General features: G+C 71.1%; 26 protein-coding genes. 11 read left to right on the top strand and 15 right to left on the bottom strand.

What is annotated here, in order from left to right; translation table 11 throughout:
- Nucleotides 1-160: 160 nt before the first annotated feature.
- Complete coding sequence (locus tag ACIY1X_RS01540) at nucleotides 161-832, bottom strand: restriction endonuclease (protein WP_399677502.1); 672 nt, start codon at nucleotides 830-832, stop codon at nucleotides 161-163.
- Between the two features lie 137 nt (nucleotides 833-969).
- Nucleotides 970-1,725, bottom strand: a complete 756-nt coding sequence (locus tag ACIY1X_RS01535) for a Coq4 family protein (RefSeq protein WP_399677500.1) — start codon at nucleotides 1,723-1,725, stop codon at nucleotides 970-972.
- Nucleotides 1,726-1,859: 134 nt separating this feature from the next.
- On the opposite strand from ACIY1X_RS01535, the gene ACIY1X_RS01530 reads away from it, so the two are divergent.
- Complete coding sequence (locus ACIY1X_RS01530) at nucleotides 1,860-2,564, top strand: Crp/Fnr family transcriptional regulator (RefSeq protein WP_399677498.1); 705 nt, start codon at nucleotides 1,860-1,862, stop codon at nucleotides 2,562-2,564.
- Nucleotides 2,565-2,593: 29 nt separating this feature from the next.
- On the opposite strand, the gene ACIY1X_RS01525 is transcribed toward ACIY1X_RS01530, so the two are convergent.
- The 5 genes from ACIY1X_RS01525 to ACIY1X_RS01505 all read right to left on the bottom strand — a co-directional run bounded on the left by ACIY1X_RS01525 (nucleotide 2,594) and on the right by ACIY1X_RS01505 (nucleotide 6,135).
- Nucleotides 2,594-3,079 carry a nucleoside deaminase gene (locus ACIY1X_RS01525; protein WP_399677497.1) on the bottom strand — a complete coding sequence of 162 codons (486 nt, stop codon included), beginning with the start codon at nucleotides 3,077-3,079 and terminating at the stop codon, nucleotides 2,594-2,596.
- Nucleotides 3,080-3,098: 19 nt separating this feature from the next.
- The gene (uraH, locus tag ACIY1X_RS01520; protein ID WP_399677495.1) at nucleotides 3,099-3,434 is read right to left on the bottom strand and encodes a hydroxyisourate hydrolase; all 336 of its coding nucleotides are present in this window, start codon (nucleotides 3,432-3,434) and stop codon (nucleotides 3,099-3,101) included.
- Between the two features lie 51 nt (nucleotides 3,435-3,485).
- Nucleotides 3,486-3,998 (bottom strand): hydroxyisourate hydrolase, encoded by a 513-nt coding sequence (locus ACIY1X_RS01515; protein WP_399677494.1) that lies wholly within the window; start codon nucleotides 3,996-3,998, stop codon nucleotides 3,486-3,488.
- Between the two features lie 214 nt (nucleotides 3,999-4,212).
- Nucleotides 4,213-4,743 (bottom strand): 2-oxo-4-hydroxy-4-carboxy-5-ureidoimidazoline decarboxylase, encoded by a 531-nt coding sequence (gene uraD, locus ACIY1X_RS01510; protein WP_399677493.1) that lies wholly within the window; start codon nucleotides 4,741-4,743, stop codon nucleotides 4,213-4,215.
- Nucleotides 4,744-4,785: 42 nt separating this feature from the next.
- Nucleotides 4,786-6,135, bottom strand: a complete 1,350-nt coding sequence (locus ACIY1X_RS01505) for an MFS transporter (RefSeq protein ID WP_038210852.1) — start codon at nucleotides 6,133-6,135, stop codon at nucleotides 4,786-4,788.
- 177 nt (nucleotides 6,136-6,312) lie between these two features.
- On the opposite strand from ACIY1X_RS01505, the gene ACIY1X_RS01500 reads away from it, so the two are divergent.
- Entirely contained in the window at nucleotides 6,313-7,251 is a 939-nt protein-coding gene (locus tag ACIY1X_RS01500) for a LysR family transcriptional regulator (protein WP_399677491.1), read from the top strand.
- Nucleotides 7,252-7,275: 24 nt separating this feature from the next.
- Here the strand turns inward: ACIY1X_RS01500 and leuB are convergent, their stop codons facing one another.
- From leuB to ACIY1X_RS01480, 4 genes are read right to left on the bottom strand one after another with little or no spacing between them, the layout of a single operon-like run.
- Nucleotides 7,276-8,346 carry a 3-isopropylmalate dehydrogenase gene (gene leuB / locus ACIY1X_RS01495; RefSeq protein WP_399677489.1) on the bottom strand — a complete coding sequence of 357 codons (1,071 nt, stop codon included), beginning with the start codon at nucleotides 8,344-8,346 and terminating at the stop codon, nucleotides 7,276-7,278.
- Complete coding sequence (leuD, locus tag ACIY1X_RS01490) at nucleotides 8,343-8,981, bottom strand: 3-isopropylmalate dehydratase small subunit (protein WP_399677488.1); 639 nt, start codon at nucleotides 8,979-8,981, stop codon at nucleotides 8,343-8,345. The genes leuB and leuD overlap by 4 nt, the downstream gene beginning before the upstream one ends.
- Nucleotides 8,982-8,997: 16 nt before the next feature.
- Nucleotides 8,998-10,434 carry a 3-isopropylmalate dehydratase large subunit gene (gene leuC / locus ACIY1X_RS01485; RefSeq protein WP_399677486.1) on the bottom strand — a complete coding sequence of 479 codons (1,437 nt, stop codon included), beginning with the start codon at nucleotides 10,432-10,434 and terminating at the stop codon, nucleotides 8,998-9,000.
- Between the two features lie 26 nt (nucleotides 10,435-10,460).
- Nucleotides 10,461-11,444, bottom strand: a complete 984-nt coding sequence (locus ACIY1X_RS01480) for a Bug family tripartite tricarboxylate transporter substrate binding protein (protein WP_399677485.1) — start codon at nucleotides 11,442-11,444, stop codon at nucleotides 10,461-10,463.
- Nucleotides 11,445-11,552: 108 nt separating this feature from the next.
- Here ACIY1X_RS01480 and gcvA point away from each other — a divergent pair, with 108 nt between their 5' ends.
- The 5 genes from gcvA to selD all read left to right on the top strand — a co-directional run bounded on the left by gcvA (nucleotide 11,553) and on the right by selD (nucleotide 17,084).
- Nucleotides 11,553-12,449, top strand: coding sequence for a transcriptional regulator GcvA (gcvA, locus tag ACIY1X_RS01475; RefSeq protein ID WP_399677483.1), 897 nt, complete (start codon nucleotides 11,553-11,555; stop codon nucleotides 12,447-12,449).
- A gap of 391 nt (nucleotides 12,450-12,840) precedes the next feature.
- A complete protein-coding gene (locus ACIY1X_RS01470) occupies nucleotides 12,841-13,965 on the top strand; it encodes an acyl-CoA dehydrogenase family protein (RefSeq protein WP_399677482.1) in 1,125 nt (374 codons plus the stop codon).
- A 4-nt stretch (nucleotides 13,966-13,969) separates the two neighbouring features.
- Entirely contained in the window at nucleotides 13,970-14,836 is an 867-nt protein-coding gene (locus ACIY1X_RS01465) for a phosphate/phosphite/phosphonate ABC transporter substrate-binding protein (protein ID WP_399677480.1), read from the top strand.
- Nucleotides 14,793-16,013: a ferritin-like domain-containing protein gene (locus ACIY1X_RS01460; protein WP_399677478.1), complete on the top strand. Its 1,221-nt coding sequence runs from the start codon at nucleotides 14,793-14,795 to the stop codon at nucleotides 16,011-16,013. Before ACIY1X_RS01465 ends, ACIY1X_RS01460 begins: the two co-directional genes overlap by 44 nt.
- A gap of 9 nt (nucleotides 16,014-16,022) precedes the next feature.
- A complete protein-coding gene (gene selD / locus ACIY1X_RS01455; RefSeq protein ID WP_399677477.1) occupies nucleotides 16,023-17,084 on the top strand; it encodes a selenide, water dikinase SelD in 1,062 nt (353 codons plus the stop codon).
- 16 nt (nucleotides 17,085-17,100) lie between these two features.
- On the opposite strand, the gene mnmH is transcribed toward selD, so the two are convergent.
- Nucleotides 17,101-18,165: a tRNA 2-selenouridine(34) synthase MnmH gene (gene mnmH, locus ACIY1X_RS01450; RefSeq protein WP_399677475.1), complete on the bottom strand. Its 1,065-nt coding sequence runs from the start codon at nucleotides 18,163-18,165 to the stop codon at nucleotides 17,101-17,103.
- Entirely contained in the window at nucleotides 18,162-18,536 is a 375-nt protein-coding gene (locus tag ACIY1X_RS01445) for a hypothetical protein (protein ID WP_399677474.1), read from the bottom strand. Before ACIY1X_RS01445 ends, mnmH begins: the two co-directional genes overlap by 4 nt.
- A gap of 113 nt (nucleotides 18,537-18,649) precedes the next feature.
- Between ACIY1X_RS01445 and ACIY1X_RS01440 the strand changes: the two genes are divergently transcribed.
- Nucleotides 18,650-19,390 (top strand): dienelactone hydrolase family protein, encoded by a 741-nt coding sequence (locus ACIY1X_RS01440; RefSeq protein WP_051953710.1) that lies wholly within the window; start codon nucleotides 18,650-18,652, stop codon nucleotides 19,388-19,390.
- On the opposite strand, the gene ACIY1X_RS01435 is transcribed toward ACIY1X_RS01440, so the two are convergent.
- Nucleotides 19,382-20,323, bottom strand: coding sequence for a LysR family transcriptional regulator (locus ACIY1X_RS01435; RefSeq protein WP_399677472.1), 942 nt, complete (start codon nucleotides 20,321-20,323; stop codon nucleotides 19,382-19,384). The two genes, ACIY1X_RS01440 and ACIY1X_RS01435, sit on opposite strands and share 9 nt — an antisense overlap.
- 71 nt (nucleotides 20,324-20,394) lie before the next feature.
- Here ACIY1X_RS01435 and ACIY1X_RS01430 point away from each other — a divergent pair, with 71 nt between their 5' ends.
- The gene (locus ACIY1X_RS01430; protein ID WP_399677470.1) at nucleotides 20,395-21,309 is read left to right on the top strand and encodes a hypothetical protein; all 915 of its coding nucleotides are present in this window, start codon (nucleotides 20,395-20,397) and stop codon (nucleotides 21,307-21,309) included.
- Between the two features lie 46 nt (nucleotides 21,310-21,355).
- Nucleotides 21,356-22,339, top strand: coding sequence for a Bug family tripartite tricarboxylate transporter substrate binding protein (locus ACIY1X_RS01425; protein ID WP_399677468.1), 984 nt, complete (start codon nucleotides 21,356-21,358; stop codon nucleotides 22,337-22,339).
- A gap of 15 nt (nucleotides 22,340-22,354) precedes the next feature.
- Here ACIY1X_RS01425 and metG read toward each other — a convergent pair whose 3' ends face one another.
- Entirely contained in the window at nucleotides 22,355-24,541 is a 2,187-nt protein-coding gene (gene metG, locus ACIY1X_RS01420) for a methionine--tRNA ligase (RefSeq protein ID WP_399677466.1), read from the bottom strand.
- Between the two features lie 328 nt (nucleotides 24,542-24,869).
- Between metG and ACIY1X_RS01415 the strand changes: the two genes are divergently transcribed.
- Nucleotides 24,870-25,907 carry an isocitrate/isopropylmalate dehydrogenase family protein gene (locus ACIY1X_RS01415; protein WP_399677464.1) on the top strand — a complete coding sequence of 346 codons (1,038 nt, stop codon included), beginning with the start codon at nucleotides 24,870-24,872 and terminating at the stop codon, nucleotides 25,905-25,907.
- Nucleotides 25,908-25,912 lie beyond the last annotated feature (5 nt).

Raw genomic sequence — 25,912 nt, 5'->3', positions numbered from 1 at the left:
CGACTCGAACGGCCTGTGCGCTGCCTGCGTTTCGAGTTGTTCAGACCTTCCTTAGGGTAGCGGATGTCGCTGATGGGTCGGAAGCCGTCATCTTCTCTGGCTAATAGAGATCTGAATTCAGTCTGAAACGGCCAATCGCCGTAGATCGAATTCATGGAGTTCAAGCAGTCTTCATCATGCTGCTGCACCGCGTTCTCCCATAGTTCGCGCAACCCCAGAATGAGGCCGAGCCATCCTTCTTCTGCCGCAGCACCATCTTCACCCCGCACTTCACGCACGTCGGCTTCCAGTACTCGCCTTCGTAGGCGGTATGAAGCAATGCACGTTGTTGTTCCGCCGTGCGCCCCCCGATCAGGCGGAGCAGACCGTTCCGGTCCTGTGCGTTGATGCGATTGGCGCGCGCGAAGTCCAGCGCGTCATTCGAGAAACTGGAACTCGTCGCAAAGGTGCCATACGTGAGGTCGTGCGACCTGAGCACGCCATAGAACTCGCGCACCTCCTTCACACCCACCACGCGCTTCTTCCAGTGCTTGCACTGCACGATCACCGGCTTGTCGCTGTGGGCGGACCAGAGCCAGATGTCCACGCCGCCATCGGCACCGTGTGATTGGCTTTCCGCGCGCATGCCGCTCTGCGCGAAGAGGGCTTCGCACACGGCCTCGAAGCGGCGCCATTCGATCTGGTCGAAGACCTTGCCGCTCCACACGTGCTCCGGCGGCTCGGCCGGCGCATCCGCGCGGGGCTCGCTACGTCGTGGTGGCTGCTGGCGTCGTACTTTGGCCGGCCGCGACTCCGCATCGAGTACCGCGCCGATGACCTCTCGCCATCCCATCTCCTGCCTCCTTCTTCGAATCTGCAGGGTAAATGTAAGTTGACGTTACAGATCGAACCAGTAGACGTTGGTATTCAAATTTCCGTCCTGCCGCGTCAGGACGGGACTTTTTTGGCGAGAGCCAGCCGCATGCGGCGCTACGCCGTGGCTGTGTCGTCGGTGCTGTCCAGGGCGGCCAATCGCTCCTGCGCCTTGGCGTAGGCCGGCGCCGTGCCGATGCTCAGCCGGGCGCGCGCGGCCTCCAGCGGTTCGTTCAGCAGCACGTCGTAGTCCTCGCCCAGCAGCCACGCCGCGCGCCGGCCACGCCGCCAACCTTCGAGTACAGCGCGGGCGAAGGTGGTGCTGCGCGACACGCGCAGGCTCTTCAGCGCGGCGGCGCCGGCGATGAAGGCCCAGCCCAGCCCCCTGGTCTGCGCATAGCTGAAGGCGACCAGCGCGGCTTCGCCCAGCGGCTCGTCGGCCTGGTAGCCGGTGAGCACATGCCAGATGTCGTGCACGTCGCGGATGCGGCGAGCCATCCAGGCGTGCGGATGCTCCACCAGCGGGCGGCCCTCGGGGTTGGAGACGTCGGCCAGGCCGGCGGCGGAGTAGCCGGTCTGTTCCAGGAAGACGCGGTACGCGGCGCCGACGGTGCCGGGCGCGAAGCCGGCGATGTAGGCGGGGTCGGAAAAGCGCTCGGCCAGTTCGACGCGGCGATACGCCTGCTTCGGGCCGCCCTCGGCGCGCATCAGGCGGTCGAAGTTGATGGGCGCCGAGGGGCCGTTGAGCGACTGCATGATGACGAAGACCTGCGCCGTGTCGTTGGGGTCGCGCAGCAGCGCGCGCATGGCGCGGAAGGCGGCGGGCAGGTCGCGCTTGTAGGGGTGGGGCTTGGCGTCGGCGGCGGCGGTCATGGGGCGCGGTTCCGTGGGCTGGCTGGCGGGCAGGAAGACAAGAAGGAGGCCGCGGGGCGGCGGCCGGTTCCATCTTCCCAGAACGCGCGCCAACCCTGTGTCGGCCGGCCGACTTAAGCGGTAGAAACCGGGGGATGCCTCCCTGGTTGGACTCGCCCGCCGAACGGCTGCAGGTGCTGGGCGCGAGCCCCTGGTTCGCCCACCTGCCGCCCCAGTTGTCGCAATGGATCGCCGAGAACGTGCGCCCGCACGAGCTGGCGGCGGGCGCGCGGCTGTTCGTGCGCGGCGATGCGCCGGACGGGATGCACTTCGTCGTCAGCGGCGCGGTGCGCGTGGGCAGCCTGGCGCAGGACGGGCGCGAGTCGCTGCTGATGGTGGCCCGCGCGCCGCAGTGGTTCGGCGAGGCGGGCCTGTTCGACGGCGCGCCGCGCGCGCACGACGCCTGGGCCGCGCACGAGAGCCGGCTGCTGCACTTGCCGCAGGCCGAAACGCTGGCCTTCCTGGGCCGCTACCCGCAGCACTGGAAGTCCTTCGGCCGGCTGCTGGCGCATTCGCTGCGGCTGGCGCTGGGTGCGCTGGAAGGCCATGCGCTGCTGTCGCCGGCGCGGCGCCTGGCGCAGCGGCTGGTGGCGATGGCGTACGGCTACGCGGCCTGGCGGGGGCCGTACCAGCGCCTCATCAGCGTGCAGCAGGACGACCTGGGCACGATGCTGTCGATGTCGCGCCAGACGATCAACCAGCTTCTCAAGGAGTTCGAGGCCCAGGGCTACCTGCGCACAGCGCGCGGCGCCATCGAGGTGACGGACATGGCGCGGTTCAGGGAGTTCGCGCAGCGCTGAGTGCCGCTGCGCTCTCCCCGCAGCGGCGCTCAGGCCGCCGGCGCCACGCGCTTCCAGGCTTCGTAGAGGTCTTCGTCGTCCTTGTCGCGGGCGGGCAGGCCGTGCAGCTTCATCTCGCGCTGCTCCGGCGGGCGGGCGATCTCGACGTAGCCGCGCTCGGCCGAGAGGTCGTAGGGCGCGCCGTCCTCGTTGGAGTAGGCGTAGTAGACCTCGCTCACGCCGGCCAGGTACATGGCCGTGAGGCACATGGGGCAGGGGTAGCCGCTGGCGTACACGGTGGTGCCCGTGAGGTCGGTGGTGCCCAGCGCCTTGGCTGCGGCGCGCACGGCCTGCATCTCGGCGTGGGCCGAGGGGTCGCACAGCGCATCGACTTCGTTGACGGCGGTGGCGATCACCTCGCCGCCGCGCGCGATCACGGCGCCGAAGGGCCAGGTCCTGCGCTCGCGCACGTTGCGCATCGCGGCGCGGATGGCGTCGACGAGGTATTTCTCTGCGTTGGGATCGGGGTGGGTCATCGGTCGGGGTCTCCTGCGGTCAGCTGCCGCGGTAGGTGGAAAAGAACCAGGGCGCGCACAGCATGGGCACGTGGTAGTGCTGCTTGGCGTCGAAGATGGAGAAGCGTACCGGCACCACGTCCGAGAGGCCGTCGGAGGCCTTGAAGTGGTCGCCGACGTGGAAGCGCAGCTCGAAGTGGCCGGTGCGCGCGTCCTTGCCCGCGAGCATGGGCGCATTGGTGCGGCCGTCGGCGTTGGTGCGGGTGGTGTTCATGCGCGTGGGCGGGTTGGTCGCCACGTCGTAGAGGTCGACCTGCAGGCCGGCCAGCGGGCGGCCGTTGGTGATGTTGAGCACGTGCGTCGTGATGCCGGTCATGGCGGTTCCTTTCGTGAGTGCGAGGAGAAAGAAGGAGGCGGGCGAGGGCGCTCAGCTACCGCGCGAGTAGGTGTAGCTCCACGGGCCGAACTGGATCGGCAGGTGGATGCGCTCGGCGGTGTTGGCCACGCGGATGCGCACCGGCAGCTTGGTCAGGAAGGGCGGCGTGGGCAGCCTGGCCTGCTTGCCGGCGAAGTAGTCGTCCACGTGCAGCAGCAGTTCGTAGTCGCCGGCCTGGTAGGTCTCGCCGATCAGCAGCGGATCGTCGGAGCGCCCGTTGGCGTTGACGACGATGCTGCGCAGCAGCTTGTACTGGCTGCCTTCCAGCTTCGAGAAATCGATGCGCAGGCCGGTGGCCGCCGCGCCGTGGAAGGTGTCGAGCGCATGCACCGTCAGCCGCGGGCTCACGCCGTGCAGCACGATCGGGCCGCTGGCCTGCGCCGGGCCGGCCGGTTTGGCTGCCTGCGCCAGCGCGCCGTGCGGCGCCAGCGCCGCCGCGCCCAGGGCCAGCCCCGAGAGCGCGAACTGCCTGCGCGCGGGGCGGGATACGACTTGATTTGGCATGGTTGTCTCCGAGTTGTGATGCGGATCTGCGTTCGATCGGTCGCCACCGTTCGGGCCGGGCTCGTCGAAGCCGGGCGCGGCGCTTCGACAGGCTCAGCGTGAACGGTCGGCGGCGATTGAGCGCGTCTCCTTCATGTGCCCGCTGGGGGCGTGGAACGCCGGGCCGGCACCCGCAGGCGCGGCCGGCACGAAACCTGGGATGGGGGCAGCGGGGCTAGCCGCCGACCAGCGCGTCGATGCGCCCGCGGGTGATGAGCCCGATCTGCTCGAGCGCGGCGCGGCGCTCGACGTCCGTGCTGCCCGCGGCGCGCGCACGCAGCGCCTCGAAGATCTGCTGCCGGGTGTGGCGGCGCACGGCGATGATGAAGGGGAAGCCGTGGCGCTCGCGGTAGACGCGGTTCAGGCGCTGCATCTCGTCCAGCTCCTCGCGGCTGAGCGCGTCCAGCCCGGCGCTGCTCTGCTCGCCGGTGGATTCGGCGGTCATCGTGCCGGCCTGCGCCTCGCGGCCGGCCAGCTCCGGGTGGCCGCGCAGGAAGGCGAGCCGGCGTTCCTCGGGCGCCTGGCGCACCACGTCGAGCATCGCGGCGTGCAGCGCGTCGACGCTGGCGAAGGGCCGGCGCGACCAGGCGGCCTGCGCGATCCAGGACGCGTTCTCGAAGGTGGGGCCGACGGCGGCGACGAAGGCGTCGCGGTCCATGGCGTTGAGGGCGGCCAGGTCCAGGCGGGTGGCGGTGATGGCGGTCATCGAGCGGTGTTCTTCGGTGAAGGTGGGTCGCAGGGCGGCGGCTCAGTGCGCCGGCACGGTGGCGCCTGCCGGCTGCTTGCGGAAGGAGGGCACGCAGGCCAGGATCAGCAGCGTGGCGCAGATCTCCACCGCCGCCACCACGTACAGGCCGGGTGCCAGGCTGCCGGTGTGGGTCTTGATCAGGCCGAGCATCCAGGGGGCGCCGAAGCCGGCCAGGTTGGCGATGGAGTTGATCAGCGCCACGCCGCCGGCCGCGGCCGTGCCGGCCAGGAAGCGGTTGGGCATCTGCCAGAACACCGGAATGGCGCTCATGGTGCCGACGATGGCCAGGGTCAGCCCCAGCAGCACCGCCAGCGCGCTGTGGCCGAGGAAGAGGGCGACGACCACCAGCGAGACGGCGCCCAGCGCGGCCGCCAGGCCGCAGTGCCAGCGCGATTCCTGGTGGCGGTCGGAGTGGAAGCCGTTCCAGATCATCCCGGCCGCGCCGCACAGGTAGGCGGCGGCCATGATCCAGCCGACCGAGGCCGGGTTGGTGAAGCCGACTTCCTTGACCAGCGTGGGGCCGTAGAAGGTGAGCGAGGAGTTGGCCGCGATGACGCAGAAGAAGATGAGGATCAGCAGCCAGATGCGCCCGCTCTTGAGCGAGGCCAGCATGCTGTGCTCGCGGTGGCCCTGCGCACGGCCGTCGCGCTCCAGGTCTTCGTGCACCAGTTGGCGCTCGCGGGCCGTGAGCCAGTTCGCCTGCTCGGGCTTGTCGGTCAGGTAGAAGTAGGTCACGAAGCCGGCGATCACCGAGGGGATGCCCTCGATCAGCAGCACCCACTGCCAGCCCGACCAGCCGTTGACGCCGTGCATGCCGTTCATGATGGTGCCCGCCAGCGGCCCGCCGATCACCCCGGCGAAGGCCGAGGCCGACATGAACATGCCGAAGGCCTTGGCCCGCCGGTCGCCCGGGAACCAGTAGGTGAGGTACAGGATGATGCCGGGGTAGAAGCCGGCCTCGAACACGCCCAGCAGGAAGCGCAGGAAATAGAACATCTCCGGCGTCCGCACGAACATCGTGGCGATGGACGTGAGGCCCCAGCCGATGGTGATGCGCATGATCGTCTTCTTGGCGCCGATCTTCTGCAGCAGCAGGTTGCTGGGCACCTCGAAGAAGAAGTAGCCGAGGAAGAAGATGCCGGCGCCCAGGCCGTACACCGCCTCGCTCCACTTCAGCTCGTCGAGCATGGTGAGCTTGATGAAGCCGATGTTGACGCGGTCGATCCACGCCAGCACCCACAGCAGCATGAGGAAGGGGATGAGGCGCCAGATGATCTTGCGGTAGACGCCGTCCAGCTCGGTGGCGGCGGACGGCTCGCGCCGGGGGGCGGCTGCGGCTTGTGAGGTCATGGGTTGTCTCCTGGGTGTCGTTCTGGGCGGGGCGTCCGGTGCCGGGGGCGGGCGGGCGCCGTCGCCGCTGCGGCGCAATGTAGGCAGAATCGGCCGCCCCGGCGCGCGGCTTCCATAATGTTCGGCATAACGGTTTGTGATGCCCCGCGCGTCCCCCGAGCCACAGCGCCTGCCGCCATGTCCCGCGTCCGCGACCCGATCGACACCTACCTGCTGCGCGTGCTGGTCGCGCTGGTGGCCGAGCGCAGCGTCTCGCGCGCCGCGGTGCGGATGAACCAGACGCAGCCTGCCATCAGCGCCGCCCTGCGCCGCCTGCGCGAGGCCTTCGCCGACCCCATCCTGGTGCGCGAGCGCAGCGGCATGGTGCCCACCGAGCGCGCGCTGCAACTGCGCGACCGGGCGCGCGGCGCGCTGTCGGAGATCGACCGCATGCTGGCCGGGCCGGAGCAGTTCGAGCCGGCCTCCAGCTCGATGACCTTCACCGTGGCCTCGCCCGACTACCTGGCGGCCAGCTTCATGGCGGACGTGGTGGCGCGCTTCCGCGTCGAGGCGCCGCAGGCGCGGCTGGTGGTGCACCCGCTGAACGCCGGCTACGACTACGAGCGCGCGCTGGCGCAGGGCGAAGTGGACGTCGTCATCGGCAACTGGCCGGAGCCGCCGGAGCGGCTGCACCTGTCGCTGCTGCTGGAGGACGAGCTGGTGTGCCTGATGAGCCGGCGCAACCCGCTGGCCGCGCCGGGCGCGCTGACGCTGGCGCGCTACCTCACGGCCGCGCACGTGGTGCCGGTGCCGCTGGCCGTCTCGCAGCGCGCCGTGGTCGAGACGCACCTGGCCGGGCTGCGCCTCGCGCGCGACGCGCGCATCGTGGTGCCGTACTTCACCGTGGCGCCGCACCTGCTGGTCGACAGCGACCTGGTGTTCACCACCGCGCGCCACTTCGCCATGCAGTTCGTGCGCACGCTGCCGCTGGTGGCGGTGCCGGCGCCCGAAGGCTTTCCGCGCATGCGCTTCTACCAGCTATGGCACGACCGCTCGCAGCACCAGGCCGCGCACCGCTGGCTGCGCGGGCTGCTGGCGGAGGTGGCGGCCAAGATGATCGGGCGCGACGCGGCCTGAGCCCGTGGCTTCCCGCGCTGGTCCCTAGCGGCCGAGCGCGGCGACGACCGCGTCGCCCATCTCCTGCGTCCCCACCCGCGTGCAGCCGGGCTGGAAGATGTCGCCGGTGCGCAGGCCGTCGGCCAGCACCCGGCGCACGGCCCGTTCCACGCGGTCGGCATCGTCGCCGCGGCCGAAGCTTTGGCGCAGCATCATGGCCATGGAGAGGATGGAGGCCAGCGGGTTGGCCAGGTTCTTCCCGGCGATGTCGGGCGCGGTGCCGTGCACCGGCTCGTACAGGCCGAAGCTGCCGCTCGCCATCGAGGCCGAGGGCAGCATGCCGATGGAGCCGGTGAGCATGGCGGCGGCGTCAGACAGGATGTCGCCGAAGATGTTGCCGGTGACGATGACGTCGAACTGCTTCGGCGCGCGCATGAGCTGCATGGCGGCGGCATCGACGAACAGGTGGGTCAGCTCGACGTCGGGGTACTCGGCGCCCACGCGCGTGACGGTCTCGCGCCACAGCTGCATCACCTCGAGCACGTTGGCCTTGTCGACCGAGCACAGCCTGCGCCTGCGCGCGCGGGCGGTGCGGAAGGCGACGTGCGCGATGCGCTCCACCTCGGGCTCGGAATAGCGCATGGTGTTGAAGGCCTCGCGCTCGCCGGCCGCGTTGACGCCGCGGCCGCGCGGCTCGCCGAAGTACACGTCGCCGGTGAGTTCGCGCAGGATGAGGATGTCGAGGCCGTCGACGACCTCGGGCCTGAGCGTGGAGGCGCCGATCAGTTCGGGAAAGAGGAAGGCCGGGCGGAAGTTGGCGAACAGGCCCAGCTCCTTGCGCAGGCGCAGCAGGCTGGCGCCGGGGCGCATCATGAACGCGATGGCCTCGTCGCCGGGCATGCCGGCCGAGCCGAACAGGATCGCGTCGGCCTTGCGTGCGATCTCGCTGGTGGCGGCGGGCAGGGGGTCGCCCGCGGTGTCGATGCCGGCCTGGCCGATGGCCGCGTGCGCGAGTTCCAGCGGCTGGGCGCTGCCCACCACGGCCTGGAGCACCTTGAGCGCCTGTGCGGTCACCTCGGGGCCGATGCCGTCGCCGGGCATCACTGCGATCTTCATGTCGGAAAAGCCTTTCTTTCTGTGCTCTGGATGAAAAGGGCGGGATCGGCTTCGCGGCGCCGCTCGAAGTCCTCGATGCGCCGGCGCTGGGTCAGCGTGTAGTCGATCTCGTCCAGGCCCTGCAGCAGGCAGTGGCGCGGGAAGGGGTCGATGGCGAAGCGCTCGATGCCGCCGTAGGGCCGGGTGACGGTCTGGGCCTCCAGGTCCACGCGCATGCGGCTGCCGGGCGCGGCGAGCAGTTCAGCCAGCAGGGCCTGCACCACGTCCTCGGGCAGGCGCACCGGCAGCAGGCCGTTCTTGAGCGCGTTGGAATGGAAGATGTCGCCGAAGCTCGGCGCGATGACGGCGCGGAAGCCGCCGTCGTACAGCGCCCACACCGCATGCTCGCGCGAGGAGCCGCAGCCGAAGTTGCGCCCCGCGACCAGGATGCGCGCCTGCGCGTACACCGGGTCGTTGAGCAGGAAGTCGCTGCGGCGCATGCCGGCGGCGTCGTGCCGCACGTCGTGGAAGAGGTAGTCGCCGAAGTTGTCGGAGCGGGGCTTCTGCAGGTACAGCGCGGGCACGATCTGGTCGGTGTCGACGTTGATGCGGGCGAGCGGCGCGGCCACGGCCTCGAGTTGCGTGAAGGCTTCCATGGGGCGAGGGCGGGGTTCAGCGGACGGACAGGAGGGCGCGCACGTCGGTCAGGCGGCCGGTGACGGCGGCGGCGGCGGCCATCGCCGGGCTCATCAGGTGCGTGCGCGAGCCCGGGCCCTGGCGGCCGACGAAGTTGCGGTTGGAGGTCGAGGCGCAGCGCTGGCCGGCGGGCACCTGGTCGCCGTTGGTGCCCAGGCACATCGAGCAGCCGGCGTGGCGCCACTGCAGGCCGGCCTCGCGGAACACGGCGTCGAGCCCCTCGGCCTCGGCCTGCTGCTTCACCAGGCCCGAGCCGGGCACGACCCAGGCTTCCACGCCCTCGGCCACGCGCCGGCCGCGCACCACCTCGGCGGCGCTGCGCATGTCCTCGATGCGGCCGTTGGTGCACGAGCCGATGAAGACGCGGTCCACCGCCACCTCGGTCAGCGCCTGCCCGGGGCGTAGGCCCATGTAGGCCAGGGTGCGCTGCATCGCCTCGCGGCGCTCGGCGCTGGCGGCCTCGGCCGGGTCCGGCACGCGGCCGGTGATGGGCAGCGCGTCCTCGGGGCTGTTGCCCCAGGTGACCATGGGGGCGATCTCGCCGGCGTGCAGCCGCACTTCCTTGTCGAAGGCGGCGCCGTCGTCGCCCGGCAGGCGGCGCCACTGCGCCACCGCGCCGTCCCATGCGGCGCCCTGCGGCGCGTGCGGGCGGCCGGCGAGCCATTCGAGGGTCGTGTCGTCGGGCGCGACCATGCCGGCGCGCGCGCCGGCCTCGATCGACATGTTGCACACCGTCATGCGCCCGGCCATCGGGAGCGCGCGGATCGCCTCGCCCGCGTACTCGATCACGTGGCCGGTGCCGCCCGCGGCGCCGATGCGCGCGATGACGGCGAGGATGATGTCCTTGGCCGTGACGCCTTCCGCGAGCCGGCCGTCGATGGCGACGCACAGCGTGCGCGGCTTGCGCTGCCACAGGGTCTGCGTGGCCAGCACGTGCGCCACTTCCGAGGCGCCGATGCCGAAGGCCAGCGCGCCCAGCGCGCCGTGGGTGGCGGTGTGGCTGTCGCCGCAGACGATCACGCTGCCCGGCAGGCTCAGGCCCTGCTCGGGCCCCACCACGTGCACGATGCCCTGGCGGATGTCGTCGAGGCCGAAGAAGCGGATGCCCGCGGCCGCGCTGTCGTCGTGCAGGGCCTGCGCCATGGCGCGCTTCTCCGCGTCGCCGACGTCGGCCAGCACGCGCGAGCCGGTGGGCACGTAGTGGTCGGGCGTGGCGAAGGCGCGGTCGGGCCGGCGCACGGGCAGGCCGCGCTGGCGCAGCATCTCGAAGGCCGGCGCGGAGCCGTCCTGCACGAGGTGGCGGTCGACGTACAGCAGGCTCTGGCCGTCCTCCCGCTGCATGACCACGTGGGCATCCCAGATTTTGTCGAACAGCGTGCGCGGCGAGGTGGAGGAAACGGAGGCAGGGGGCATGGGGCGTCGGGAGGCGGGAAGGGTGCTCAGTCGAGCTTGGCGCCGGAGATGCGGACGATCTCCGCGTAGCGCTTGGTCTCGCTGGCCATGAAGCGGCCGTAGTCCTCGGGCGTGCCGCCGCCGATCTCGGCGCCGAACGCGAGCATGCGCTTGTGCATCTCGGGCGACTTGAGCACCTCGTTGGCCGCGGCATTGAGCTTGTCGATGATGGCCCGCGGCGTGCCGGCCGGTGCCGACAGCCCGTACCACGAGGAGGCGTAGACGCCGGGCAGGCCCACCTCGTCGAAGGTGGGCACGTCGGGCAGGGCCGGGTTGCGCACCTTGGAGGCGACGGCCAGCGCGCGCATCTTGCCGGACGCGATGAAGGGCAGGCAGGTCGTGGTGTCGAGCATCAGGGAGACGTGGCCCGCCGCCACGTCGGCCTCGGCCGGGGCGGTGCCCTTGTAGGGCACGTGCACGATCTCGATCTTGGCGGCGCTGGAGAACTGCACGGCCGCCAGGTGCTGGGAGGAGCCCACGCCGCCCGAGGCGTAGTTGAGCTTGCCCGGGTTGGCGCGCGCCGCGTCGATCACGTCCTTCACGGTCTTGAACGGCGAGTCGCCCGGGACCACGAGGATGTTCGGGACCGCCGAGACGTAGATGACCGGCTCGAAGTCCTTCACCGGGTCGAAGCCCAGCTTGCCGTAGAGGCTGACGTTCACCGCGTTCGGGCTGATCGAGGACATCAGCAGGTTGTAGCCGTCGGGCTTCTGCCGCGCCGCCAGTTCGGTGCCGATGTTGCCGCCCGCGCCGCCGCGGTTGTCGATCACCAGGGGCTGCCCCAGGCGCTGGCCCAGCAGGTCCGACAGGATGCGCGCCGTGGTGTCCACGCCGCCGCCGGCCGGCCAGGGCACCATCAGCTTGATCGGCTGGCTGGGGTAGCTGGCGGCGGCGTCCTGGGCCACCGCGGGGGCGGCGGCCGACAGCGCCAGCGCGGCTGCCAGCCAGGCATGCAGTTTCTTCATCGTCATCGCTTGTCTCCGTTCGTCGTCGTTGTATGCGAGGCGATGCTAGGTGGCTTGCTCGGCGCCAGGCAACCACAATTAAGGCATGTGGGGTATGAGTAAAATTCAACTCTCATGTCGAGAAGGCTGCCACCGCTGAATGCCCTGCGCGTGTTCGAGGCGGCGGCGCGCTGCGGCAACTTCACGCGTGCGGCGCAGGAGCTGTTCATCACCCAGGGAGCGGTGAGCCGCCACGTCGCGACGCTGGAGGACTGGCTGAAGGTGCAGTTGTTCGAGCGCAGGCGCCACGGCATCCAGCTCACGCCCGCCGGGCAGAGCTACTACCACAGCATGCGCGTGGCGCTGGACCAGATCGAGCACGGCACGCGGCAGCTGCAGCAGAGCCCCGACGAGTGGCTGCTGCGCATCAAGGTGCCGCCCACCTTCGCCATCCGCTGGCTGATCCCGCGCCTGGCGCGCTTCCATGCGCGCTTCCCGCACATCGACGTGCAGATCACCACCTCGCACAAGCCGGCCGACTTCGACCGCGACGACGTGGACGTGAGCATCCATTCCGAGGCCCGGCCGCCCACCGGGCCGGGCTACCGCCTGCTGTTCCGCGAAACGCTGCTGCCGGTGTGCGCTCCCGCCCTGCTGGAGCGCGAGCCGCCCCTGCACGAACCGGCCGACCTGGCGCATCACGTGCTGCTGCGCTCGCTCAACCGCCCGCAGGACTGGCCCACCTGGCTGGCCGCGGCCGGCGTGGAGGGCATCGACGGCAACCGCGGGCTGAAGTTCGAGAACGCCGCCATGGCCTACCAGGCGGCGGCCGAGCAGCTCGGCGTGATGGTGGCCGTGCTGCCCTTCGTGCGGGACGACCTGGCCAGCGGCCGCCTGGTGGCGCCCTTCGACCTGCGCGTGTCCACCGAAGGCGGCTATTTCATGGCGTGGCGTCCGCAGGCGCCGACGCCCCAGCGCGTGCGCGACTTCGAGGCCTGGATCGCGGCCGAGGCCGAAGCGGCGGGCGAGTAGGCCGCACGGGTTTTGCGCGTTCCGCCGTGGCCTGTGGCGCGTCGGTTCCGACGGAAGGCAAATTATTCCCAGCCCGGGCGCGCTTGGGCTCAGGATCGACCCGGGCGAGTCTGCGCGCGTCCCGGCGGGCGTGTGGTGCGGGTGAGGCAATGCCCCAGCCGCGTGCGCTGGAATGGCCGCCGCGCAGTGGCTTGGACATAATGGCCGCGGCCGCCCGCCGGGCGGCCCATGCCATCGTTCGTGAATCGCCGTTGCAGGTCTGCACCGATGTCGCGCCGGACGGGCAGCGCGGTACGCCAGGCGGCCGCGCCTCCCTTCCGACCCAGCCCGAGGATCGGCCACCCCGCAGCGCGGCGGCGCGAATGCCCCACCGCCAGAACCAGAGGTCCTCATGTCGTCCTTCCTGCAAGCTCTCGAACCCATCGTCCGCGACGTGATCGCGCCGGCCGCCGAGGCCACCGACCGCGAGGCGCGCTTCCCGCGCGCGGCGCTCGATGCGCTGGGCCGCGCCGGCCTGCTGGGCCTGGTGAGCAGCAAGGAGGTGGGCGGCCTCGGCCTGGGGCTGGCCGAGGCGGCGCAGGCGGTGCAGCGCATCGCGCAGGACTGCCCCTCCACCGCGATGGTGCTGACCATGCACTACGCCGGCACGGTGCTGATCGAGAAGTACGGCCGGCGCGAACTGCGCGAAGCCATCGCGGCCGGCCGGCACGTCACCACGCTGGCCTGGTCGGAGGTGGGCACGCGCAGCCACTTCTGGGCGCCGGTGGGAACGGCGCGGCGCGAGGGCGACGCCGTGGTGCTCGACGGCTTCAAGAGCATGGTCACCTCGGCCGTCGAGGCCGATTCGTACGTCTGGTCGTCGCGTCCCACGCAGGGCGAGGGCGCCTCCAGCATCTGGGTGGTGGACAGCCAACTGCCCGGCCTCGCGCGCACCGCGGTGTTCGACGGCATGGGCCTGCGCGGCAACGCCTCGGCGCCCGTCAAGGCCGAGGGCGTGCGCATCCCCTTCTCGTGCCTGCTGGGCGAGGACGGCAACGGCGGCGAGCTGATGAACAACGACGAGCTGCCGGTCTTCACCACGCTGATCGCCTCGTGCTCCATCGGCACGATGGACGGCGCGCTGGCGCGCGCCACGGCGCACATCACGAAGAACCGCTTCGAGGAGAGCGGCACCAGCGTGTCGGACCTGCCGACGGTGCGCGCCTACCTGGCCCGCGCGCAGATCCGCGCCGACCAGGCCCGCGTGCTGCGCGACGACACGCTCGCTGCCATGGCCGCCGGCCGCGCCGACACCATGCTGCGCGTGCTGGAGGTCAAGGCCAGCGCCGCCGAGGCCGCACTGGAAGTGACCGACACCGCCATGCGCATCTGCGGCGGCGCGGCCTTCCGAAAGGACGTCGGCATCGAGCGCTTGTTCCGCGACGCGCGCGCCGCCTCGATCATGGCGCCGACCTCCGACGTGCTCTACGACTTCATCGGCAACGCGCTGTGCGATGCCGTCGCCAAGAAGGATTGAACCCATGACCCAGCCCCAACCCCTCCTGCTCGGCGCTGTCGCTTACGCGCCCAAAGTCGTCACCATCTGGGAAGGCTTCAAGGCCTACCTGGGCGAGCGCGGCTTCGCGATGGACTACATCCTCTACTCGAACTACGAGACACAGGTGGAGGCGCAGTTCGCGGGCGACATCGCCTTCGCCTGGAACTCGCCGCTGGCCTGGGTGCGCGCCGACCGCATGGCCCGCGCACGCGGGCAGGCGGTGCAGTCGCTGGTGATGCGCGACACCGACCAGGACCTGCAGTCGGTGCTGGTGGTCAAGGCCGACAGCCCGGTGCAGTCGCTGGCCGACCTGAAGGGCAAGGTGGTGGGCTTCGGCGCCATCGATTCGCCGCAGGCCACGCTGATCCCGCTGGACCACCTGCAGCACGAAGGCGGCCTCGCGCCGGGCAAGGACTACGAGGTGCGCCGCTTCGACGTGCTCGGCGGCAAGCACGGCGACCACATCGGCGGCGAGCGCGACGCGGCCGTCGCCCTGCTGGCCGGCGAGGTGGCGGCGAGCTGGATGATCGCCGGCAACCACCGCGCCTTCGCCAAGGAAGGCACGTTGCCCGCCGGCGGCACGCGTGTGCTGGCGACCACCGGCCTGTACGACCACTGCACCATGACGGTGAGCCCCGGCGTGGACGCCGAGGCGTCGCGCCGTTTTGCCGAACTGCTGCTGGCGATGGACTGGAACGACGCGCAGGTGCGCCCGCTGCTGGAGCTGGAGGGCCTGCGCCAGTGGCGCCCCGGCCGCGCCAACGGCTTCCGGCTGCTGGAGCGCGCGGCCACCGAGCAGGGCTTCTATGACGACCGCGGAAACATCGTCGCCGACGGCTATCGATATTGAGTCGCTGGGCTTCGACGCCGGCGCGCACCTGCTGGTCAAGCATGCGCTGGCGGCGCTGCCCGAAGGCGAGCCGCTGCGCGTGACGGGCCGCTCGCCCGGCTGGCAGGCGCAGCTCGCCGACTGGTGCCGTGCACAGGGCCATGCGCTGGCGTGGGAGGACGACGCGCACGGCGCCGCCCGCGTGACGCGCGGCAGCGCCGAGGCCGGCCGCTGGCGCGACGCCGCCCGCACCGGCCATGCCGACCCGCGCGCGCCCGGCGCCGTGCTGCCGCAGGCCGATCCCGCCTGGGGCCTGGCCGCGCGCGGCGCGCGGGTCGAGGCCGGCTCGCCGGCCTTCGCCTTCCGGCTGGACCGCAGGGAGGAGGTCTGGGCCGACAACGCCGCCGAACTCTATGCCCAGGCCGTGAGTGCGCAGTGGGACCCGGAGACGGCGCTGGACTGGGATGTCGAATTCACGCACCCGCCCGAGGTGGAGGCCGCCATCCGCCAGGTGATGACCTACATGGTCGAGAACGAGAACGCCGCGCTGCTGGTGCCGGCGCGCTTCCTCGGCCAGATCCATCCGCACTACCGGGAATTGCAGGCGGCGCTGGCGATCCAGGTGGCCGACGAGGCGCGGCACATCGACGTGTTCACGCGGCGCATCCGCGCAGGCGGCGGCGAGCCGGCCCTGTCCACCGCCGGCGGACAGGCCTCGCTCAAGAGCCTGCTGGACGAGCCGGATTTCTCCATCGCCGGCTTCCTGCTCTCGGTGCTGGGCGAGGGCACCTTCGTCAACCTGCTGCACTTCCTCGCGGCCCACGCGCCCGACCCGCTGACGCGCCAGATCGCGAAGCTGGCCGCGCGCGACGAGGCGCGGCACGTGGCGCTGGGCATGTCGCACCTGCTGCACCGGCTGCAGGGCGAGCCGGCCCTGCGCGGCCGCCTGGCGCAGGCGGTGGAGCAGCGGCACGACAGCCTGGCCGGCACCGCCGGCCTGAACGAGGAGGTGTTCGACGCGCTCATCCTCATCGGCGCCGGCAGCCTCGCGCCCGAGGCCGTGCGCCAGGGCTTCGAGCGCGTGCAGCAGCTCATGCGCGAGATGGCCGACGGCCGCTTCACCCGGCTGCTGCGCCTGGGCTTCGCGCGCGGCGAGGCCGAGCGCCTGTCAGCATTGCACACCCGCAATTTCATGTAGTCCGTTTCCATGACTTCCGAGATCACACCTGTTGCCCCCCGACTCACCTCCCTCTCGCACGGCGGCGGCTGCGGCTGCAAGATCGCGCCCGGCGTACTTTCCGCGCTGCTGGCGAAGAGCAGCCTGCCGCCGATGGTTTTCCCCGAGCTGCTGGTGGGCAGCGAGACGGCCGACGACGCCGCCGTCTACCGCCTGAACGAGCGCCAAGCCATCGTCGCCACCACCGACTTCTTCATGCCCATCGTGGACGACCCGCGCGACTTCGGCCGCATCGCTGCGACCAATGCGCTGTCGGACCTGTACGCGATGGGCGCGCAGCCGCTGATGGCGCTGGCCATCGTCGGCATGCCCATCAACGTGCTGCCGCACGAGACCATCGCCAGGATCCTCGAAGGCGGCGAGTCCATCTGCCGCGAGGCGGGCATCCCGCTGGCGGGCGGGCATTCCATCGACTCGGTCGAGCCGATCTACGGGCTGGTGGGCATCGGCGTGGTCGATCCGGCGCACCTCAAGCGCAACGCCACCGCGCAGGCGGGCGACGTGCTGGTGCTCGGCAAGCCGCTGGGCGTGGGCATCCTCTCGGCAGCGTTGAAGAAGAACGAACTGGACGCCGCGGGCTACGCCGCGATGATCAGGGCGACCACCCAGCTCAACCGGCCCGGCACCGAGCTGGCGCGCCTGGGCGGCGTGCATGCGCTGACCGACGTGACCGGCTTCGGCCTGCTCGGCCACACGCTGGAACTGGCGCGCGGCGCCGGGCTCACGGCCCGCATCGACAGCGATGCGCTGCGCTGGCTGCCGGGCGTGCAGGCGCTGGCCGCGCGCGGCGTCGTCACCGGCGCATCGGGCCGCAACTGGGCCTCGTACGGCGATACGGTGGGCGGCAAAGTCGAAGGCGACGCGACGCTGCGCGCCCTGCTGACCGATCCGCAGACCTCCGGCGGCCTGCTGGCGGCCTGCGCGCCGGAAGCGGTGGACGAGGTGCTGGCGCTCTTCGCTCGGGATGGCTTCGGCGAGGCGGCGGTGGTCGGCCGCATGGAGGCCGGCACGGCACGCGTGACGGTCGATTGAACGCGCGGCGGCGCGTTCAGGCCGGCGAGCCGGCCGCCGCTTCGAGCACCTGCCGCGCCAACGCCGGCAGCGCCGCTTCGGACAGGTCGTCCGCCGCCACGCCGGCGCGTTCGCGCCAGCGGGCGAAATGCCGTGACTGCGACCGCTCGTAGTGCGGGTCGTAGTGCAGCGCCATCAGCTCGGCGAAGAGGGAGGCCATGTCGCCCGCGCGCGCCCAGCCCTGCCAGCGCGCGACCGTCTCCTTGCCCTGCGCTTCCTTGAAGTGCGCCATCAGCGCGGCCAGCGCCTCGCGGTCCTCGCCCAGGTCGGCATAGTCGCGCAGCAGGTAGGCCAGCCGTGCCTCGGGCGTGGCCTGCACTTCGACGACCGGTGCGGCGCGCATGCGCTCCACCAGCTCGGGCGGCAGGGCGATGCGGCCGATGCGGGGGCTCTCGCCCTCCACGAAGACGGGGCGCGCCAGGTCGAAGCCGTCCAGCCTGCCGGCCAGCAGCGTCTCGAAGTGCTTCTGCGACGGCTGCGGCACGCCGCGCCACGCGCCGAGCAGGGAGCCGCGGTGCCGGGCCATGCCTTCCAGGTCCAGCACCTGCGCGCCCAGGGTCTCCATCCGGTGCAGCAGCCGCGTCTTGGCGCTGCCCGTGGCGCCGCAGACCACCACCAGCGGCAGTTGCGGGCAGCGTTCGGCAATGCGGTCGATGACGTGGCGGCGCCAGCTCTTGTAGCCGCCGGCGAGTTGCTGCGCGTCCCAGCCCACCAGGCGCATCCACGCCACCATCGAGCCGCTGCGCAGCCCGCCGCGCCAGCAGTAGACCAGCGGCTTCCAGTTCGCAGGCCGGTCGGCGAAGTGCTCGCGCAGGTGCCGCGCCAGGTTGGCCGCGACGAACGCGCCGCCGATGCGCCGCGCCTCGAAGGCGCCGGTCTGGTGATAGAGCGTGCCGACGATGCGGCGCTCCTCGTCGTCCAGCACCGGGCAGTTGATGGCGCCGGGGATGTGGTCCAGCGCGAACTCGGAGGGTGAGCGCGCGTCGATGAGTGCGTCGAAGGCGCCGATGTCGGCGACGCGCACCGGGCCGCGGGTGCTCATGGCTGCCGTTCTTCCTGCATCTGCTGTTGCTGTTGCTGCTGTGCAGCCGCCCGGCGGTCCTCTTCCTCGGCCTGCTGCTCGGCCAGGCGGCGCTTCTCGCGGTCGGCCGCGGTAGGCTCGCGGAAGCGCACGCTGATGCCGTTGTGGTCGTCCTTGTCGCTGACGGCATCGACCGCCGCGCCCACGGCCTTGCCGGTGAGCTTCGCGGTGCCGATGGCGGCATCGGCCGCCAGGCCGACGGCGCCGGCGCCCACGCTCACCGCCGCGCCGGCCACCGTGACGACGGCGCAGCCGGTGAGCGAGCCGAACGCCGGCAGCATGCAGCAGGCCAGGGCGAAGCCGCGGAGACGGGAAAGGGGAGCGCAAGGCATGGGCCCGCATTGTGCTCGTGGCGGCGGAGGCGTTCCGCGCTATCGGGAAAAGCGGATATCCGTATCGCGCCTGCCGCCTTGTCCGGACGGGGCCGCGTCGCAATGATGCGTCCATGCCCTGCGATGGCCCTGCCAGTTCCTCCCGCGCCCCCGCCTTCGACATCGTCGAGCGCTCGCTCGTCGTTTCCAGTGCCGGGCGCAGCGTGCCCGCTGCCCTGTGGCTGCCGGCGCGCGCCCTCGGCCGGCCCCTGGTGCTGGTGGGCCACGGCGGCTCCGGCGACAAGCGGTCCGCCTTCGTCACCGACGTGCTGCCCACGCTCGTGGGGCGATGCGGCTTCGCCGTGGCCGCCATCGACGGGCCCGTGCACGGCGAGCGGCGCCGCGATGCCGCAGCGCCGCTCGAGGTGCGCGACGAGTTCCGCCGGTTATGGGAGCAGGGCGGCAGCGTCGAGCCGATGGTCGAGGACTGGCTGTGCACGCTGGAGACGCTGCGTGCGCTGCCGGAGGTGGATGCGGATCGGGTGGGCTACTACGGCCTGTCGATGGGTACGGCGTACGGGCTGCCCTTGCTGGCCGCGTGCGGCGGCATCCGCGCTGCGGCCATCGGCATGTGGGGCACCTCGCGCGTGCACGGCGCGCGGCTGGCGGCGGATGCCCGGCAGGTGCGCTGCCCCACGCTGTTCTCGCTGCAGTGGGACGACGAGGTCTTCACGCGCGAGGGCCAGTTCGAGCTGTTCGATGCGCTGGCCTGCACCGACAAGCACATGCTGGTCTACCCGGGCGGGCATCTCAATCCGGCCGGGCGCCGGCTCGAGAGCATCGTGCAGTTCCTCGCCTCGCAGCTCTCAGCCTGAGGCGATGGTTCCCCTGGCCGATGTCCGTTGTCCTTGGAACAGCCGCCGGATCACCCGGCGCAGCCAGACGTGAGCGGCGCTCGCATGCGTGCGCTCGTGCCAGAACAGCGACACCCGCACCGGCCCGAGCGGCAGCGGCGGCACCAGCACCTGCAGCGCGTCGGCGCGGGCGGCGTGTTCGGCGACCGCGCGCGTGAGCGTGGCGAGATGGGCCGAGGCGGCGACGATCGGCGCCGAGGCCAGCGCGGAGGGCACCGTCACGGCCACGCGGCGCACCCGGCCCTGCGCCGAGAAGGCCTCGTCCACGCGCCGCTCGATGGTCGATTCGCCATGCAGCGGCTGGTAGCGCACGTGCCGCTCCTCCAGGAACTGCTCGGCCGAGAGCGAGCCGCGGATGCGGGGATGCCCGCGCGACGCGACCACGCGCAGCTCCTGCTCGTAGAGCGTGGCCTCGTACAGGGCGCCCGGCGGATCGGGCAGGAAGCCGGCCACCAGGTCGGCGCGGCCTTCCTCCAGTTGCTCGCGCAGCCGCGCCGGCTCGGAGGGGCTGAGCACCAGCCGCACCGAGGGCGCGAGCCGCTGCAGCGCCCGCGTGAGCCGCGGCATCAGCAGGAAGCCGACCGACTCGGTGGCGCTGATGCGGAACACCGTCTCGGCGGTGGCCGGATCGAAGGCCTGCGTCATGGCCACGGCCTCGTGCAGCAGGTCCAGCGCGGCGCGGGCGCTGGTCGCCAGCCGCAGCGCGTTGGGCGTGGGCGCCATGCCCCTGCCCGTGCGCACCAGCAGCGGGTCGCCGAAGGCCTCGCGCAACTGGCCCAGGGCCGTGCTCATGGCCGGCTGGCTGATGCCCAGCTGCTCCGCCGCCCGGGAGACGTGGGACTGCTCGACCAGCACGCACAGGCATCTCAACGCATGGAGGTCCAGCTTCCGCATCGATCCAGTTCGTCTCCAGGCTTCGCGCCGTCTTCCTTCTTCCGTCCCATGTTAGCAATGCAGACTCCGACATGACCCAGCCACAGACCCACGACTTCCTTCCCGTGCCCGACTTCCTGCCCGAGGGCGCCTTCGCGCGCCACGCCAGCCTCGACTGGGACCGGGCCGCCTATTCCGACGTGAGCGAGGAGGGCCGGCGCCGCAAGATCATCCGCATGATCAGCCGCGCGCCCAACGCGCCGGTGCGGGTGCGCCACAACTTCCAGATCGGCTCCATCGACTCGTCCAGCGGCAACGGACCGACGCTGCACGCGCACGACTATCCCGAGATCTTCATCCCGGTGCGCTCGGGCTACTTCGTGGACTACGGCCATGAGGGCCGCCACCGCGCCCGGCTGGACACCTACGATGCCTTCTCGCTGCCGCTGAACGTGCTGCGCAAGTTCGAGGCCACCGAGCATGCGCCGCGCGAAAGCCAGATGCTGTCGGTCTTCGACACCACGCTGGAGGACGCGCGCAAGGGCATCAAGGTGACGCCGCAGATCGCGGCCGCGGACGCCGCGGCCGGGCTGCCGCTGGACTTCGAGGTGTCCGAGGACCTGGTGGACAGCTCGCCCGAGGAAGTGGAGGCGGCCCACATCGCGCGCTTCGCCGACCTGCGGGCCGAGCCGGTCGGCGGACTGCTGCTGCGCCGGCTGGTCGCCACCGGCGACCCGCGCGCCGCGCTGCGCACGCCGCACACGCTGGAGATCGACTTCCTCGAGGTCGCGCCGGGGCAACAGTCGAGCACGCAGCCGGGCAGCGACTGCCGCGAGGTGTTCGTCGCGCTGGAGGGCCGGCCGGTGGTGCTGTGGAACGAGCGGCCGGTCGAGATGGAGCGGCTGGACGTGTTCTCCATCGGCCGCGCCGACAGCCGCGCCATCCGCGCCGACGGCGAGGCGCGCGCCCTGCTGCTGCGCATCCGCGACACGACCAACAAGACCTGAAGCGCGCACTGGCGCGCCCGACCCGGAACAACAAAGGAGACAAACGATGAAGAACCCGTTCCACCTCGCCGGCCGATGGCTGACGGCGGCAGCGCTGGGCGCTGCCCTGGCCGCGGCGCCGGCGCTGGCCGAGGACTACCCGGCCCGCCCGGTGAAGATCGTCGTCGGCTTCGCGCCCGGCGGCGCCAACGACATCATCGCGCGGCTGATCGCCACCGAGCTGACCAACGCCTGGGGCCAGTCCGTGGTGGTCGAGAACAAGCCCGGCGCCAACGGCGCGATCGCCTTCCAGCAGGTGGCCAAGTCGGCGCCCGACGGCTACACCCTCGGCCTCGGCACGGCCGGGCCGACGACCATGAACCAGTCGCTGCAGAAGCTGCCCTTCGACGTGCTCAAGGACTTCACGCCCATCGTCAACCTGGTGGATGCGCCGCACGCGCTGGCGGTCAACGCCAAGCTGCCGGTGAGCAACCTCAAGGAATTCGTGGACTACGCCAAGCGGGCGGGCACGCCGCTGAGCTATTCCTCGCCGGGCATCGGCAACAGCGGCCATTTCGCGATGGAGATGCTCAAGCAGCAGACCGGCATGGCGCTCACGCACATCGCCTACAAGGGCGCCGCGCCGGCCCTCAACGACCTGATCGCCGGGCACGTGCAGGCCTACTTCACCTCGGCGGCGGCGCTGCTGCCGCACGTGAACACGGGCACCATCAAGGTGCTGGCCATCACTTCGGACAAGCGCCTGCCGCTGCTGCCCGACGTGCCCACCATGGCGGAGGCGGGCTTCCCGGACTTCGAGTTCCCCGTCTACGGCGGTCTGCTCGGGCCGGCCGGCATGCCGCCGCAGGTGGTGCAGAAGATCAACGCCGACGCCAACCGGGCGCTGAAGTCGCCGGCCTTCCTGGAGGCGCTCAGGCAGAACGCGATGGTGGCGTGGGGCGGCACGCCCGAGGACTTCCGCAGCTTCCTGGTCACCGACCTGGCGCGCTGGGGCAAGGTGGTGAAGGCGGGCAACATCCGGCCCGAATAGGGCCGGGGCAGCGCCTCAGCGCACGCGCATGCCCGGCTGCGCGCCCGGCCAGGGCTCCAGCACGAAGATGCCGGGCTGCGCCTGCTCGTCGGCGTGGCTGGCGGCCAGCACCATGCCTTCGCTGAGGCCGAACTTCATCTTGCGCGGCGCCAGGTTGGCGACCATCACCGTCAGCTTGCCGGCCAGCTGCTCGGGCTGGTAGGCCGAGGCGATGCCGCTGAACACGTTGCGCGTCTTCGGCTGGCCGTCCTCGCCCTTCTCGCCCACGTCCAGCGTCAGGCGCAGCAGCTTGGTGGAGCCCTCGACCTTCTCGCAGGCGAGGATCTTCGCGATGCGCAGGTCGACCTTGGCGAAGTCGTCGATGCCGACGACGGGGGCCAGCGCCTCGCCGCCGGGGGCGTCGGGGTCGGCGGCCGGCGCCGCAGCCTTGGCCGCCTTCTTCGGCGCCGCGGCGGCGGCAGCCGGCTGTTCGGTCGCCGGCGGCTCGAAGAGCTGGTCGAGCAGCTTGGCGTCCACCCGCTGCATCAGGTGCCTGTATTCGCCGATGGCGTGGCCGGCGGGCAGCGGCGCGTCCACGTCGGCCCACTGCAGCGGCGCGATCTTCAGGAAGGCCTCGACGTTCGCCGCCAGCGCCGGCAGCACCGGCTTGAGGTAGAGCGTGAGCAGGCGGAAGGCCTCGATGCACACCGTGCACACGTCGTGCAGGCGCGCCTCGGAATCCGGTTGCTTGGCCAGCTCCCAGGGCTTGTTGGCGTCCACGTACTCGTTGACCTTGTCGGCCAGCGCCATGGTCTCGCGCAGCGCGCGGGCGTAGTCGCGGCCGTCGTACAGGGCGCGGATGCCGTCGGCCTCGGCGCGCAGTGCGACCAGCAGCGCCCGGCCGTCGGCCGTCGGCTCGCCCAGCGCGCCGCCGAAGCGCTTGCCGATGAAGCCGGCCGCCCGGCTGGCGATGTTGACGTACTTGCCCACCAGGTCGGCGTTGACGCGGGCGACGAAGTCGTCGGGGTTGAAGTCGATGTCCTCGTTGCGGCCGTTGAGCTTGGCCGCCAGGTAGTAGCGCAGCCATTCGGGGTTCATGCCGAGGCTGAGGTACTTGAGCGGGTCCAGGCCGGTGCCGCGGCTCTTGCTCATCTTCTCGCCGTTGTTGACGGTGAGGAAGCCATGCACGCAGATGCGGTCGGGCGTCTTGCGTCCGCTGAACTTCAGCATCGCCGGCCAGAACAGCGTGTGGAAGGTGACGATGTCCTTGCCGATGAAGTGCACCTGCTCCAGTTCGGGCTGGGCCATGTACTGCTCGTAGGTGATGGCGGCCGGCGCGGGCGTGTCGTCGTCGATGTCGGTCTCGATGCGGACCTTGTCCAGCAGGTTCTTGAGCGAGGCGAGGTAGCCCACCGGCGCATCGAGCCACACGTAGAAGTACTTGCCCGGCGCGTCGGGGATCTCGATGCCGAAGTAGGGCGCGTCGCGGCTGATGTCCCAGTCGCCCAGGCCCTCGCTGGTGGTGCCGTCGGGGTTCTCGCGCACGCTGAACCATTCCTTCACCTTGCGCGCCACCTCGGGCTGCACGTGCTTGCCGTTCTGCGTCCACTCCTCCAGGAAGGCGACGCAGCGCGGGTCCGACAGCTTGAAGAAGAAGTGCTCCGAGCTCCTGAGCACCGGCTTGGCGCCGGACAGGGCCGAGTAGGGCTCGATCAGGTCGGTCGGCGCATAGACGGCGCCGCACACCTCGCAGTTGTCGCCGTACTGGTCCTTGCTGTGGCAGCGCGGGCACTCGCCCTTGATGAAGCGGTCGGGCAGGAACATGTTCTTCTCGGGGTCGAAGAACTGCTCGATGGTGCGCGTCTCGATCAGGCCGTTGGCCTTCAGGTCCAGGTAGATCTGCTGCGCCAGCTCGTGGTTCTCGGGCGCGTCGGTCGAGTGCCAGTTGTCGAAGGCGATGTGGAAGCCGTCGAGGTACGGCTTGCGGCCGGCGGCGATGTCGGCCACGAACTGCTGCGGCGTCTTGCCGGCCTTCTCGGCCGCGATCATGATCGGCGCGCCGTGCGCGTCGTCGGCGCCGACGAAGTTGACTTCCGCGCCCGTCATCCGCTGGAAGCGCACCCAGATGTCGGCCTGGATGTATTCCATGATGTGGCCGATGTGGAACTTGCCGTTGGCGTACGGCAGGGCGGTGGTGACGAAGAGCTTGCGCGGAGCGGGCATGGGAAGGGGGAAGGGTGAGCGCGGAGGGGCTGCGCCGGGGGCCGTCATTTTAGTTTCCATGGCATTGCCCACTTCTGAACTGCGTTATCTCCGGTGTCATCACCGAAGGCCGCGGAGCAGGCCATGCGGGAACATCCGCGGAACTGGCTTTGCCAGGCCGCAGGATGTGCCCCCTTGAGGGGGTTGGCGAAGCGGAACGAAGTCCGCGAAGACTGGGGGTGTTCATTTCACGCAAGGGCTTTGCCGGGCGCCGGCCGGCACGGCGTATGCTCCGCGCCTCGGCCGGGGGTACTCCTGCCCGCGCCGCATCGACACAAGGACCGCGCTCATGACCACCTCCCGCATCCCCGCCACCCTGATCTCCGGCGACGGCATCGGCCCCGAAATCATGGAGGCGACCCTGGCCGCGCTCGACGCCCTGGGCTCGCCCTTCGAGTGGGACGCCCAGATCGCCGGCCTGGGCGGCGTGAAGGCCGCCGGCGATCCGCTGCCCCAGGCCACGCTCGACTCCATCCGCAAGACCCGCCTGGCCCTCAAGGGCCCGCTGGAGACGCCCTCCGGCGGCGGCTACCGCAGCTCCAACGTGCGGCTGCGCGAGGAATTCCAGCTCTTCGCCAACGTGCGCCCGGCGCGCACCATCGTCCCCGGCGGTCGCTTCGACAACATCGACCTGCTGGTGGTGCGCGAGAACCTGGAAGGCCTGTACATCGGCCACGAGCACTACATCCGCATCGACGACGACCCGCACGCCGTGGCCATGGCCACCGGCATCAACACCCGCCAGGGCTGCCTGCACATCCTGCGCTATGCCTTCGACACCGCCATCGCCCAGGGGCGGCGCAAGGTCACCGTGGTGCACAAGGCCAACATCATGAAGGCGCTGACCGGCATCTTCCTGGAGACGGCCGAGCGGCTGTACGCGGCCGAGTACCAGGGCAAGTTCGAGTTCCAGACCATGATCGTCGACGCCTGCGCGATGAAGCTGGTGCTCGACCCGTGGCAGTTCGACATGCTGGTGACGACCAACCTGTTCGGCGACATCCTGTCCGACCTGGTGGCCGGCCTGGTGGGCGGGCTGGGCATGGCCCCGGGCGCCAACATCGGCAACGACGCGGCCATCTTCGAGGCGGTGCACGGCTCGGCGCCCGACATCGCCGGCAAGGGCATCGCCAACCCCATCGCGCTGATGCTGGCGGCGGCGCAGATGCTCGACCACGTGAAGCGCGCCGACCTGGCCGGGCGCCTGCGCACCGCCATCGACCAGACGCTGAACGTGGACCAGGTGCGCACCGGCGACCTGGGCGGCAGCGCCGGCACGCTGGCCTTCACCAAGGCGCTGGTCGCACGCATCAAGGGCGGCGCCTGAGATGA

It is taken from the genome of Xenophilus sp. (genome assembly GCF_044462705.1).
GTDB lineage: Bacteria > Pseudomonadota > Gammaproteobacteria > Burkholderiales > Burkholderiaceae_C > Xenophilus > Xenophilus azovorans.
Note: the sequence above shows the minus strand (reverse complement) of the source record. Positions and strands in the feature narration are given on the sequence as shown.